The 14,846-nt window shown below is 26.1% G+C and carries 8 protein-coding genes; 2 read left to right on the plus strand and 6 right to left on the minus strand.

Annotated elements, in window-relative coordinates; all coding sequences use genetic code 4:
• The 4 genes from EXC60_RS06320 to EXC60_RS06325 all read right to left on the minus strand — a co-directional run bounded on the left by EXC60_RS06320 (nucleotide 1) and on the right by EXC60_RS06325 (nucleotide 11,313).
• Entirely contained in the window at nucleotides 1–8,433 is an 8,433-nt protein-coding gene (locus EXC60_RS06320; protein ID WP_024544096.1) for an ABC transporter permease, read from the minus strand.
• Between the two features lie 216 nt (nucleotides 8,434–8,649).
• Nucleotides 8,650–9,351, minus strand: a complete 702-nt coding sequence (gene rsmG, locus EXC60_RS01435) for a 16S rRNA (guanine(527)-N(7))-methyltransferase RsmG (RefSeq protein WP_024544095.1) — start codon at nucleotides 9,349–9,351, stop codon at nucleotides 8,650–8,652.
• Nucleotides 9,326–10,318: a ribose-phosphate pyrophosphokinase gene (locus tag EXC60_RS01440; RefSeq protein ID WP_232612557.1), complete on the minus strand. Its 993-nt coding sequence runs from the start codon at nucleotides 10,316–10,318 to the stop codon at nucleotides 9,326–9,328. The genes rsmG and EXC60_RS01440 overlap by 26 nt, the downstream gene beginning before the upstream one ends.
• Nucleotides 10,319–10,374: 56 nt before the next feature.
• Nucleotides 10,375–11,313: a hypothetical protein gene (locus tag EXC60_RS06325; protein WP_024544093.1), complete on the minus strand. Its 939-nt coding sequence runs from the start codon at nucleotides 11,311–11,313 to the stop codon at nucleotides 10,375–10,377.
• Nucleotides 11,314–11,402: 89 nt separating this feature from the next.
• Here EXC60_RS06325 and EXC60_RS07045 point away from each other — a divergent pair, with 89 nt between their 5' ends.
• Together EXC60_RS07045 and gpmI are read left to right on the plus strand one after the other, a co-directional pair.
• Entirely contained in the window at nucleotides 11,403–11,450 is a 48-nt protein-coding gene (locus EXC60_RS07045) for a hypothetical protein (RefSeq protein ID WP_373307131.1), read from the plus strand.
• Entirely contained in the window at nucleotides 11,447–12,937 is a 1,491-nt protein-coding gene (gene gpmI / locus EXC60_RS01450; RefSeq protein WP_425349721.1) for a 2,3-bisphosphoglycerate-independent phosphoglycerate mutase, read from the plus strand. The genes EXC60_RS07045 and gpmI overlap by 4 nt, the downstream gene beginning before the upstream one ends.
• Nucleotides 12,938–12,960: 23 nt before the next feature.
• Here gpmI and EXC60_RS01455 read toward each other — a convergent pair whose 3' ends face one another.
• Both EXC60_RS01455 and EXC60_RS01460 read right to left on the minus strand, forming a co-directional pair.
• Nucleotides 12,961–13,764: an HAD-IIB family hydrolase gene (locus EXC60_RS01455; RefSeq protein ID WP_245394160.1), complete on the minus strand. Its 804-nt coding sequence runs from the start codon at nucleotides 13,762–13,764 to the stop codon at nucleotides 12,961–12,963.
• A 41-nt stretch (nucleotides 13,765–13,805) separates the two neighbouring features.
• Nucleotides 13,806–14,303 carry a hypothetical protein gene (locus tag EXC60_RS01460; RefSeq protein WP_024544090.1) on the minus strand — a complete coding sequence of 166 codons (498 nt, stop codon included), beginning with the start codon at nucleotides 14,301–14,303 and terminating at the stop codon, nucleotides 13,806–13,808.
• Between the last annotated feature and the right edge of the window lie 543 nt (nucleotides 14,304–14,846).

The raw sequence follows: 14,846 nt of genomic DNA on the forward strand, positions 1-14,846 counted from the left end.
CTATTTTCCTTTCAAAATATCAATAGGTTTTTCTTTGTTCAATGCTTTTCAAGTTGCAATCGAAGTAATTGTAAAGATTCCTAAACAAACTGCAGCTGATAATATTATGCTTGAAATTGATAATGATAATGGTAATACTGTTTGGCTTGTTGCTAACATAAAGTGATTAAATAATGCAATTAAACCATAAGTTACAGGAATCATTAACACACATGCCATTAAAATAATTGGAACAAAGTTAAAGAAGAATAAGAATACTCTTTCACTATTTGTATAACCTAAGACAGAAAATGTTGCAATTGATCTTTGATTTGAAGTAATCATAATATTAGTAATTACAACTAAGATAATAATTGCAATAATAAATGAAATAATAATAAATCAAGTTAAAACAGTGTTTGCTGTAGATGAAATTCCACTAATAAATCCAGCTTCAATATCCTTACTATCAACATTAAATGAAGAACCATACATTATGTTTTTACCATAAATTGATGATTGTTCACTACCAAAGAATTTAGTTAAAATCTCTCTAGCTGCTTTTAAATCAGAAGGATTTGGATTTAATGGAGTTGTGCGATAATATTCTAATTTAGCATCATCAACATTCATTAATTTTTTCAATGTTTCTTTGTAATCTAAATTAGTATTATGTGCTTCATTGTATGAATTAACAATATGTTCATAAACTGAAACAAATTTTTGAGAAGGATCTGAAACAAAGATTCTTCTAAAGAAATCTCATATCGAACTATCAGGTTCATTATCAACATCGTATGAAGACATAGCACCTCAATAGCCTAAAGAAGAATAAGTTGTTAAAGTGTCAATTGTTTGAACTGGTGTTTTGTCATTAGACAAAATTCCATTAAATGCTTCATATTTTTTATTAAATGCTTTGGTAATTTGTGCAGCATTTTTAGGATTTTTTAATAATAATGCTTGAAGTTCTTCTTTTCTAGCATCTTGAAGTCTTTTAGATAAAGTGTCATAACCTAAAATTTTGTCTAAAATGTCTTTTCTTGTGATAAATTCATTGTTAATATAAGTGTTAGAAATTCCAATAACTTTGAAAGTATATTTAGTTTTTGGTTTGTGAGATTCATCTAAATTCAATGATCTTCATGCAAATCTATCAACATGATTTAGCATTTCGGCACTAAGTTCAGAACCTTCACCTAAATTGAATTGTTTTGCGACAACTTGGTTAATTAATAATGGAATTGGTTCATTTTTGCTTCAATTATAATTAGCTAATTTTTTAGTTAAATCTTCACCATAAGCACTATACGCTCTAATAAATCTACTTTCAACATCATATCCATAAAAGCGATGGTTTTTGCCATTAATTTCAGTTGATGCGTAGGTATATTTTTCATTTGAGTTTTCATTCCAATAAATACCAGCAAATGAAACAAAGAAATCTAATAAATCAATTTTCTTGTATGCATTAACTAAGAAATTACGATATTCTTGACGATATTTAGCAGTTGTAACATCAATGGGTTTTAGATATTGTTGCAAGTTTGGATCTCATTCAACAAATTTGAATTTTTTGTTTTTAGCATCATCACTTGAGTCAATTCCATTCCCACTCATATAAGCAAAATAACTCTTTCTGTTAGTTAGATCTTCTAATTTTCCAGCTTTTTTGTCCGCTAAATATTTTTTAGGATCGATTACACAAATTTTGCCATCAGGGCCTGTATTATTTGCATTTGAGGTGAAAATATTTTGTGTTGCTTCCATTTTCGATAATACACGCTTGAAAATCTCAGCAATTCTAGCTCTTTGAGTTTCAGGCATATTTGCATATGTTATATCTCAAGGAGATAGTTCAACTGATAAATCCATTAAAATATCAAGTGATGATTTTGTTAAAACAGTTGGATCATATCTTCTTTGAATAACATCTGTGTTAAATGAATAACCAGGACGTAAGAAGTTCGGATTAGCATAATCTAATTGTGAACCTGAGGTTGTCGAGCTACCTCCTGCTAAATCATTAGGAACATATAAATATCTTTCAATATCATTTCGATTATAAGGAATATATGGCCCACCCTCAGTTGTTGGGGATTCTAAATCAAGTTTGTAACGATAATTTCTATGTTGATATGTTTGTGAAATAGATTTATTAAAAGTATTATTTGAAGACATAAAGAACATTGAAATTAAAGAAGTTGTTGAGAATGCTAACATTAATGAAATTAATTTTCAGAAGTTATTAATTGCCATTGCAAGTATGTATTTGAATTTAATTGTCGCACGTCTAAAGATTGAAGAAATTTTTTGAGAAATATTACCAATTGAAACTTCAACAAGTCCACTCATAAGTTCAATAGCTTTTCTTTTGACTGAAATTTGGGTAATAATAAATATTAATGCACTAACTGCAATCAATGGAATAATAATCGTAATTAACATCGTAAACCAATGGAATGGAATTGCAACATTCTGTAATGTTCAATAGCTTGAGAAAATATTCATTGTTGGTTTTTGTAATAACAGTCCGACAATATAACCAAATAAGCAGCCAACCCCAGTTGGAATTCAACCAAATGCACAGAATGATAAAGCAATTTCTGTTGTTTTATATCCTTGCGCACGCAATATTCCAATAACTTTATTTCTTGCTTCAATATATCTTTTGATAATGAAATAAACAATAAATGCAATTAAAACAATTAGTAAGGTAATTAGATAAATTGTTGCATTTCTAATTGTGTCAACAATTTTTCTAACTGTAATCACTCTAATCATACGTTCAGGATTGATCGGGTCAGTTTCGTTATTCAAATAAGCTTTTTTCGTATTTGAACCGGTAATTGATGAAACGAATTTGTTAAATTTATCTCTAAGTTCAGTAGGTGATTTACCTTTTTCATAGATAGTTTTGCCAAATTTACCTTTTTGGCTAGGTGCTTTTGTTAAAACATATTCTTTTAGTGCAAAAGTTGGATATGCAGAACGCATTCTATCAAAACCTTTTTGATTAACATATAAAAGCGCTTGATTTTTAGTATCAACTTGTAAATTTTCTTCATTTGTAACAGGATATAAATAATCAACGGTTGTTTCTTCACCAATAATTAAATATTCAATTGAGTTAATTTTGACTTTATATTTATCGGGTAATGATTTAATAAATCTTTCCATCTCAATTGGACTAGATAAATATTTTGAAACATCGCCTTGATAAACTTCTTTTTTATTTTTACTTAGATAGCCATAATTTACTTTAGCTAAATAAGCGCCTGCATCAGTATATGAAATGTAGTTATAAATTGAAATAGGTTCAATAATTCTTGCCAAAAGTTTTTTTAGCGCTTGAGTGATGTTAATATCTCATAAAATAAAGTCTTTGTCATCTTTGTCTTTAAATTTACGGTTAACAATATATGAGAAATATGACATATCTAAACGAATATTTGCATCACTTTGTTCTGATAAAATTTTACGGCTTGGAACAAATTTATCAAACAATGGGGTGATTAATTCTTGAATTTCTCTAGTAGATAAATTATTTAAATTACCAAATAGTTGTTTGATAGCATATGCAATATTTCCTTCATTTGGATTGTTTGATAATAAATATGATGCAAAAACTTGTGGAAATGACATCATAAGCAATGGATTTAATAATGCACGTGAGACATTTAAAACTGATAATATTTCAGAAGTCTTTGAAGAATCTAACGCTAATTTATATAGAAGTTCTAAATCATAATATGAATTTGCTAATGGTTGAAGTTTATTCGCATTTTCTGAAGGAAGAAATGATTTTACAAATTCTTTAATCACTGATAAGTAATTTGTTGGAATAGTTCCTTCAATATTTCCAGATTGAGAAGCAACATAACCTAAAGAATATGTAAATTCAGTTTTATGTTTTAGCAAAAGATTTTTAATATTTTCAATAGTTTTATCTTTAATACCATTATTCTTTAGATTAGTGAAGAAGTTTGTGAATTCAGAACCATTTTTAATTGCATTTTCTAATAATTTAGCTGCTAATGATGTTTCAGCATGCGCATATGCTAAACTTAATGTTTTTGAATTATATTGATTATCTGAACCTAAAATTCCAATTCCAGGGATTTTGTTGATAACTTTTTCATAATTTTTCATTAATGAAGCAATTTCATCTTTTTGGGTAAGTTCAAGTAGACCTTGTAAAATGTTTGAAATTTGAGCAAGGGTTAAATCCCTTTTAATTTCAGTAATTTGCTCATTGACTCCAGTTTCAAGATTTTTTCTTGTATAGGTTGTTGTTTCACCAATATTTGAAAATTCATAAGCTAATTTAATCCATATTGAAAATAAATTCATAGCGTTATTAGCAAATCGAGCATCATTTCCACTCATTAATTTCAAGGTATTTTTTAATAAATTACCAATTGTTGAATGCAATGTTTCTAACAATGCTTTATTTTGAATTGTTGTATTTTTATCAAATTGCATTGATTTAAATGCTAAATCACCATACGTTTGAGCATTAATATCATCATCTAAATTGTAACCATCAGTTTTGCTTTGATAAAGCTTAGAAACTAAGGTAATGTAATTTTGTAATTTTTCTTTAATCTTAGATAATGTGCTAAGTTCATCTTCTTGCACCATAACATTATCTTTTAAGAACTTAAGTTCCATTTCTGTTAGTGAAACTTTTTTATTATTTTCAATTGCAGATTCAACTTTAGCCAAAATATTTTTAATTTTTGAAAGATCAAATGGATTAATTGTACTTTCATCAACCTTATTTTGATTTGGAGAAGAATTTAAATTACTAAACAAATCAAATTTTGTTAAGTTAAGAATGTCAAAGATAGAAATTTTACTATCTGATTTTTTAGGCATATTTAATTTTAGCTTGTCAAAAATAGCTGAGTGTTCAACTTCATTTGATAAGTTTAAAATCTTGATAATTGCATCTTGCAATGCATAGACTTTCCCATTAATATTCGTATTATCACCCTGCGTAATTGAAGATATAAATGAAGCTAAATATTCGATATCATTTAAAGCTTCAGTGTTAAAGTTTTCATATACCTTACCATTAGCTTGCACAGGATGTTTAATATGTCTAATTGATGATTCTAAAGCAGAAGCAAATTTGTTAACATCAATAATGTTAAATAGTTCAGTTAATCCTTCATTAATATTGTTATAGTAATTGTCAGTAGTTGAATTATTAATAGCTTTTTTAGTGCTTAATCTTTCAAAGAAAGATTTCATATCATTAATTTCTTGTTGAGATTGTTTGGTATTTTTTTCTCATTTTTTGAAAAGACTTGATTCTAAATGAGGATTTAAAATCTTGTTAAAATCAACTAAACTAATAAAACTTTTTAATGCAGTTTTAAATTTATAATCATCAATTGATTTAATAAAGTTTGCAATTATACGATCTCTTGACAATACTCAATATTCAACATTTGTTGCACCAAAATTACGATATGGATGTTGTTTATATCAATCTTGGATTGAATTTGAGAATTTCTCAAAATCTAATGCATTAATTAATTCTTTTAAAACATCAAAGATTTGTGAAACACCATTTTCTTTTAGATAATCAAATAATTTTGCGAATCCAATGTTAAGTCCTGGAATAATATTAAAGTCTATGTTAAATAAACCTAAAATTTTCTTAAATTCTGAGGCTAATTTAGTATTTGCAATTTGAATGCCATCGTTTGAAATTGATGATTCATATTTGTCTTTAAAATAATTAATTATTTTGGTAAAGACATTTTGCATAAACAAATTGCCACCAATATTTAAATATTTGTAGTTATTTGCAGCACGTCCATTAACATTTTCTAAAACATTATTAAGTAAATCAAATAAAACTTTTAATAATAAATTACTATTTGATTTAGAAGTTGCAAGTAATGTGTGATAGTCATTTTTTTCAATTGCACTAATTGCAGCATCAGCAATTAATTCAACATCATCACTAGATAAAACTTTTCCTAAATCGCTTTCTAGAATAACTTCTTTAGCAGCGTTTAGTAAGGTTCTTATAGTTTTGTTTTGAATAATGTCATTAGTAATTTGGCTATTAATTGCACCAAAGGCAACTGGAAGTGAATAAGCATTTTTATATTGTGGATTAACTCAAGCTCACCCATTCTTTCCAATTTCACCTCTAATTGTGTAGTTATTTGCAACTAGATAGTCATATAGTTCATCTAAAGTCATATAATCTTTTGCATTGGCAATTAATGCTTTCATTCAAACTTCATTATTTGAATATTCATCTAATTTTCCTTTTTTAAGGAATATATATTTATCTTTTGAAGCCAATGCAATTGCACCAACTAATGATGCACCACGACTTGTATTTTCAGTTTCAGCAGTTGTTAAAGCAAGCAATTTTTTATTAGTCATTAATCTAGGAATTTGTGTTTTTTCATAAAAATCATAGTAACTTTCAAACCTAATATCCGGTGTAAAATAGTTTGGATCAGGTGTATAGTTATCAAAAATTGCCTTAATAATTTCTTTAGTATAAACTGAAGGAATTTTTTTAATCAAATTAGGATCTGTTGGTTTTAATATAAAATCATCAGTGTTTTTATTAGAAATTGATGAACTTAAAATGGTCTTTCTAAAATGTTCATTTTGCATTTTTCCAACATTTTGAATTAAACCCCTAATTCTAGTTTGTTCATCGCCAGTATTAATAAAATGAAAAACGTTTTTACTGCTATCAGATTCATTAACAGTTTCAACTGTCATTGTTTGTCTAATACCTAAATTTTCGCGGCCAACTTCTTTTATTAATTCTTCAATAATAACTTTTCTAGCATATTCTAAAGTGCCATCATGAATTGTATTTTGTTTTGATTTAAACTCATTAGTATCAGTTATTTTTTTTAGTTTTGCTTCAATATAGTTTTTGAAATCAATTTTTGTTGGATCGTCTAATGCTTCTTTATATTTTTTATCGATAGCTTTTTCTATGTCATCAATATTACTATAATTAATGTTTTGTCAATTTCTATCAACTAATTGAGATAAAGGAGTTCCACTTCAAGGATTTTCAAATTGATGTTTGTGCTCATCTTTGCCATAATTAATTTTTGTTGTTTCAGATTCAGCTTTTTCTTGATTATTATCTTGATTTCCAAATAGATACTTGTGTTCAATAGTTTTTGTTCATACCGAAAAGTATTTTAGCTCATTATAAACATCAGGCAATTCATCTTTCAAATATCTAATAAACTTAAAGTAAGATCCTTTTCAATTCGAATCTTTTTCATTATCTGCTTCATTTCAGTTCATAACATAACGATTTCAATTATATGAACCTATTTTTCTATGACGTCTAATTCATTCCTTAGGAAGCTCATAATCAGTTTTTGTACCTGTTGATTTGAAAACTGTTTCGGTTATGTATTCGTCGACCGAAAGATTTTTATCTTGTAAATAATTTTTTAATTTAAAAGTAGAAATTAATTTGTCAGTTCCTTTTATATCATTATCTGTTGAAGTTGGACTTTGCAATTTTAAATCTGCATTTGCTTGATTTGTAGCTTTATATTTTCATTGGTCATTTTGCTTTTCAAAACCTAATGCTTTTAAAACATCATCTCCACTTAATACATAAGCCAACCCTTTTGATTTTCATTCATTGTATTTTGAAATATCAAAAGTTGCTTCTTTAGTTTTGACATTCAAATACATTGAGATAGGATTAATTGCATATTCACCTTTGCCATCACCTGTATAAGATATTCTAGTAATGTCATTCAGTGACATTTCTTTATCTAAATTAAAAGTATCATCTTTTGTAGCTGTAATTTTGTTGGTTAAAGGAATAAAACTATTGCCTTCTTTTTTATACAAATCAAATTTATATTCGTGATTGCCGGACAATGAAAATTTCTTAGCATGGTCAAATGTAACATTTTGACTTTCTTTTATATTTGATAAAGCATCATATTTATTAATTTCAAATTCAATTCCTGAACCTGTTTTTTTAGATTTTAAGAAAAAATCCATAAAATCTTGAGCTTTTATATAGTAATCAGGATGTGAAAAATTAGGTGTTGAAGCTCCAAACATATTTGCTTTTAATTGAATAAATTTTTCACTACCTTGTGGGAAAGTCAGTGAGAAATCTACACTATTATCAGCCGTAGTTCATTTAAATTTACTTGCAGTTTTTGAACTTTTGTTTTTATCATCAATTTGATCAAAACCGCCATTTGGAGCGAGACCGGAAGAATTAACATCTAGATCAACAGATAAATCGTGTAGTCTAGAAATTTTGTCATATGAATTTATGGTATTTGTATAACTTGTTTTAATGTCAAAAAATAAAGTAAAAATTCCTGATGTTAAAAAAATTAGAATTGTTAAACAAATCAAGGTTACTTTATTTCTAGCAAGTGATTTAAACACTTCCTTAAATAATCTTCCCATATCTCCCCATTCTTGTTTGAGCAAAAGTAAATATAATTATACCTTTATTAAATTTATTTAATAAGTGTATGACTATTTAACAAATATGATCAAAACCGATCTTATTTATTAAACCTAATCTACATTTTTTTTAAGAAAAATCTTGTCATTTTATTGTCAAAAAGTTAATTTAATATACAAAAAAGCATAAAAAAATGCATTTCTGCATAAATTTTACTATTTTATAATTTGACTTCACTTTCTAGGATAGTCTTTAGGAGTTTGCTTTTCTTTTTGATAATAAACTATGACATTTTTTATATTGTTGCAAATTATTTCCAATGTTTTTATATGCAAATTTAATTCTTTAATGTATTTTTGAGAATTCTCTAATTCCTTCAAATAATTATTAGACTTTAAAAAACAAAATATGCAATTATTTAACTTACCTAAATGGTAAGAAATTTGAATTAAATTTTTAAGTTCACTAACAGCTCTAGCTGTAATAAAATTAAATTTTTCCAACTCTGAAGAATCTTCAGCACGAATATTTTTGATAGTTAAATTTCCTAGATTTAGCTTTTGCTTAACCAATTCTAAAAATACGCATCTTTTTTTAAGAGGCTCATAAATTGTTAAATTAAAGTTTTGGTTTGTATATATATAGTAAGGTAAAGAGGGAAATCCTGCTCCTGCGCCAATATCTAATATATATTTAGATTTTAAATCACAAACTTTTTGATTTATTTCTTTAAATACTAAAATTGATTCAATAATTCCTTCTAAAATTAGTTTTTCATTATGAAAGCCAGTTAAATTATATTTTTGATTTTCTGTTTCGATCAAAACATAATATTGATATAGCATTTCATTAATTTCATCAGAATTTTCAGGTAAAAATTTCTTAAATAAATTATTTGTGTCTTTGACCGTAAGCATAATAAACATCTGTAATCGAAGTTTTATTAATATTTGCTTCAATTACAAGTCCTAAGAATTTTGCAAGTGAAAGAATTTTTAATTTTTTGTAGTTCTTTAAATGATCATGATTTACTGAGTCTGTAACTATTACTTCATCAACATCTTTATCATTTTCAAACATATCGAAACCTTTTGAAAAAAGGCCATGAGTTGCAGCAACAATAACTTTTTTAGCTCCCTGTTCTTTTAAAGCTTTAACTGCATGAATTATAGTTCCACCTGTGTCAATAATATCATCATAAATAACGACATTTTTGTCTTTTACATTGCCTAAAACACCCATGATTTCTGATTGATTAGGTCCAGTTCTTCTTTTGTCTATGATTGCAATTTCATCACCATGATCTAAAAGTTCTGATAATTGTCTTGCTCTAACAGCACCACCATGATCTGGCGATACAATAACAAAATTTTCTTTTCTTGATCTAAGTTCAGCTGAAAAAATAAATTGACCTCTTAAATCATCAACTGGAATATTAAAAAAGCCTTGAATAGAAGGATTATGTAAATCTATTGCTATTACTTTAGTAGCACCTGCAGTTTCTAATAAATCAGCAATTAATTTTGCAGAAATTGGTTGACGTCCTGCTGCTTTTCTATCTTGCCTTGCATAGCCATAGTATGTCATAACAACAGTAATATATTTTGCTGATGCTCTTTTTAATGAATCAATGAAAATTAAAAGTTCCATAATATTATCATTGACAGGTTTTGCTGTATTGCATATTATGTAAACTGATTTATTTCTTGTTGTAATTTCAGAAGATAACAGTCTTTCACCATCAGCAAATGTTACTTTTGTTACTGGATGAATTTCTTTATTAATTGAAAGACCAATGTTTTTTGCTAATTCTCATGAATTTTCAAGCCCAAAGATTACAGTATCATTGTTATTTGCCATATTTAAATTTATAATTTTTGCCATATTTTCTCCTTTTTTTATAAATTTTAAACTATTTGCAGTATTTTAATGGTTCTACACTATTTTTTATCTTTTGTAACTAAATTATAAGTTTGTTTAATTAAAAACATTGCATACTCTAAATCATCTTCGTTAGTAAGCTCAAACATTGCATTTCCAACTCCCCAATGTCCTATATTTGATCAATCAACCACTAGTTTTCTATAATCTTCAATTTCATTAGTTCGAGCTGACAAGGCAATTTTAATTGTGTTATTGCTAAAAACAAAAGAACATAAAGGGCGATTGTTAACTTTAATTGCTAGATAAACTTTTAGTGGTGTAAATTCAACATTAGGTAGTTCCGAAATTTTGGTTTTTAATTCAAAATACAAATCTTTCATATCAGAAGAAAGTCTATTTAAAAAATAAGTTTCACTATAAACTTTTACTTCATGATTAACTTTATTAATAATTTTGTTTTTAGTATCATTTGAAAATTTGTTATTACCATTCTTTTGGTAAAAATTGGAATTATATTTAGATATTGTGATGATATTTTGACTATATTGATTTATTTCATAAAGTTCAAATGGCATTGTTTCTTGTACTGCATCTCTTTGATAAATGGTAAATTTTGGTGAAACAAAATATACTCTAATATTTTCTCAATTAACATCATTTACTCTAAGCGATTTATTAAAAATCTCATTATATAAAAGAATCAATTCGGATTTACGGTCAAGTGCAGTGTTTAAATATGCATAGCCTTGATCAATTAGAGAATAATTTTGGCTTTTTTTGTATTCAAAAATTACAAATGAATTTCAATCTTCATCTTTATTAAATCCAACAGAATCAAACCGATATTTATCAATTTGGAATTCAGATTTAATAAATTTAATTGAAAACAATTTTTCCATATTTTTTTCAACAAAATTTTGTAAATCTTTTTCTGATTCAAATTCATTCTTTTCTAATTTAATTATTTCATTATTTTTCTTTTCATATATCAACATATATCACATCACTCCTAGCATTAAGTTTTATTTAAAATTATACTTTAAAATGTTAAAAATAGTCCTAGCACTAAATATAATTATTTATAGTGTTATTTACAGGGGAATTCATATGGCTAATAAAAAAATTATATTAACAATTATTGATGGTTTGGGTTTAAAAGAAGAAAAACAAGGAAATGCTTATGCTTTAGCATCTCATCCAACTTTTGATTATTTATTTAAAAACTTTCCAAATAGTGTTTTGCAAGCATCAGGCGAATATGTTGGACTTCCAAAAGGACAAATTGGAAATAGTGAGGTTGGACATTTAAATATTGGTGCTGGAAGAATAGTTTATACAGGTCTATCATTAATTAACAAAGCTATTGAAGATGGCTTATTTGAAAAAAATAATGTTCTTTTAAAAGTAATGAATGATGTTAAGAAAAACAATACAACTTTACATTTGATGGGCTTATTAAGTCCAGGTGGAGTTCATTCACATGAAAATCATTTGTTTGCTTTGCTTGATATGTCACATAATTTAGGTTTAAAAAAAGTATCAGTCCATATTTTTGGTGATGGACGTGATGTTAAACTAAAATCAATTTTGCCTTCATTACAAAAATTAGAAGATAAACTTAAATTATATAACTACACACTATCCTCAGTAAGCGGTAGATTTTATGCAATGGACCGTGACAAAATTTTTGAAAGAAATGAAAAAGCTTATTTAACTTTAATCGGTAAATCAAATAATGTAATTGATAATATAGAAACTTATATCAAAAAACAATATGAGCAAGGAATTTATGATGAATTTATTATGCCTGCTCAATTAAAAAATGGTTTATTTGCTAAAGATAATGATTCAATAATTTTCTTTAATTTTAGACCAGATAGAGCAAGACAATTATCACATATGTTTATTGGCTCTAAACTTTATGATTATGTTCCATCTATTAAAGTTAAAATCGCTAATTTTGTTTCACTTATGAAATATGAAGGAATAAACAGCTTAATAGCATTTGAAGAAATGAAAATTAAAAACCCTATTGGTGAAGTTATACAAAATGCAAATTTAAAGCAATTAAGAATTGCTGAAACACAAAAATATGCACATGTAACGTTCTTTATGGATGGTGGGAAAGATATCATTTATCAAAATGAAGAAAGGATATTAGTAGAAAGTATTAAGGCTAATTCTTTTGCTGATTTTCCACAAATGTCAGCAAAAGAAATTACAGATGTTTTATTGAAAAAAATTAAACAATGTGATTTTGTTATTATGAATTATGCAAATCCTGATATGGTAGGACATACAGGAAATTTAAATGCTACTATTAAAGCAATAGAATTTTTAGATAGCCAATTTAAAAGAATTTTAGATTATATAACCAAAAACTCACAAAATGTTACATGATTTATTACCGCAGACCATGGAAATGCAGAGATAACAGAAGATAAAGATGGAAATCCTGCAACAAAGCATACAACGAGCCCCGTTATGTTTATTTGTAGTGACAAAAATGTTAACTTGAAAAATGGAAGTTTGTGTGATGTTGCTCCTACAATATTAGATTATATGAAGATTGAAAAACCTAAGGAAATGATTGGAAAATCACTACTTAATAAAAAATAAAATACTTAAAAAAGTACTTAACATTAGTTGCTTTCTTGAATTTTATTGAATAATTTAGCAAGTCCAGCTCTCTTAAATTTAGGCCCAACTTCTGTGGCTTGTTTTTTAATATCTTTGACTGCATTACCCATAGCAACAAAAGCACCAATATATGATTTTGTAACAACATCATTGCCAGAATCACCAATATGAACTGTTTTTTTAGGGTCAATGTCAAGCAATTTGCAAATAAATAAATCGCCTTCGCCTTTTGTTGCATTTTGATTAGTAATTTCTAGAGCATAGCCTTTTGAAACAATGTGAACAGCAATGTTTATAAATTTTTCTAAAAGTAAATCTCTTAACATTCTTATACCTTTTTTTGTTTTTCCAAAAGTCAAGATTTTTGTTGCATTAGTAGCACGTGGAATTTCGTCATATGATTTCTTTTCTATGTTTCTTGCTCAAATACTTATAAAACGTAATTTAGCAGTAGTACCATAAATTGTATGTCCTGAATTTAAAATAAAAAGCATTTTTTCTTTTTTTAGTAATTGTTCAATTTCATAAACATCATCTTTTTGGATTTCATATTTTTTCAAAATGTTGTTGTTGATGTCAACAATTAATCCACCATTTTGACAAATTACATATTTACAATTTGTTTGTTTTGCTAAATTCATAACAAATTCAGAATTAGAACGACCAGTTGAAAATACAATGGGTGTTGTTTCGTTCATTTTTTTAATAGCATTTAAATTTTTATCACTAATTTTTTGTGATTTTTTAGGAAGGTCTAATGTTGTACCATCTAAGTCAATAAAATAAATTTCAGGTTTAAAAAACATAATTAGGAATTATACATTTATATTTGAAATTAAACAAAAGATTAATTTGTTTCAAATGATAATTTTTGTCATTCTAATAAATTAACTTTATAGCATTTTCATAAATCATTTAATTTATTTTCATTAACAAATTCTTCATAAATTAATTGAAATAAAAAATCATTGGTAGTAAATTCTAAATTACACATATTTTTTAGAACTATTAACAAATTATAGTAATCAATACTGCTCTTATCAAATGTAATTTTAATCTCGTCCAAATTTATAACTTGAATATTAAAAGTTTCTTGAGAAATTAAAGAATAAACATCTTTCTCCTTAATTCTTAAAATTGGATTTTTTTGTTCAATGAAATAATTTATAAAATTTATGGGAAGAATTTTAGATTGTTTTTTGAAAATCAAAACATTATCAAATATAGGAATATAACTTAAATTTTTATACTTTGCAGCATTGTAAAATATATCTTTTTTAATGTTAGTTAATGGTAAAAACAAATAATCATTTTTTGCATATGTAAAAGCAATGTTTTTTGACATTTTGTATACAAATAATAAAACATTAATGCCGAAATTAATAAAGCAATAGTAGAAAATAATTGCAATATAAATAATAAATTCATTCTGATTTTAAGTGATATTAGCAAGGTAGTTCCAAAAAGCAATATAGTAAATACAAAAGTTATAAATGCAAAAAGATTGAATTAAAAAGTATAGGCAATATTTTTCTTTTCATTAATTAAATTACTTTTCATTATTATCCCCCACTCACTGATAAAAAAACTAATATATGATTTTTTAATTGAAAAATTATAGAGCAAAGAAATTCTACTTGCTCACTTGACAATTTCAAATAATTTATACATTTTTATACATCCAGTTTTTAGTTGCACATAGCTTAAAATAGTGAGATTCAAAATAGTTATATGATGCAGAATTAATAAAGTGAATATTATTAAAAAGCAATAATATACTACAAATGTAATTGATGGCAATGTTTCGTAGCTTTTCCTTGTGAGTTTATTTTCATTTGAGCATTTTCTTTAACATAAAACATAAAGAAAGTTATTGCAATAAAAATCC

It is taken from the genome of Metamycoplasma salivarium (assembly GCF_900660445.2).
Taxonomy (GTDB): domain Bacteria; phylum Bacillota_I; class Bacilli_A; order Mycoplasmatales; family Metamycoplasmataceae; genus Metamycoplasma; species Metamycoplasma salivarium.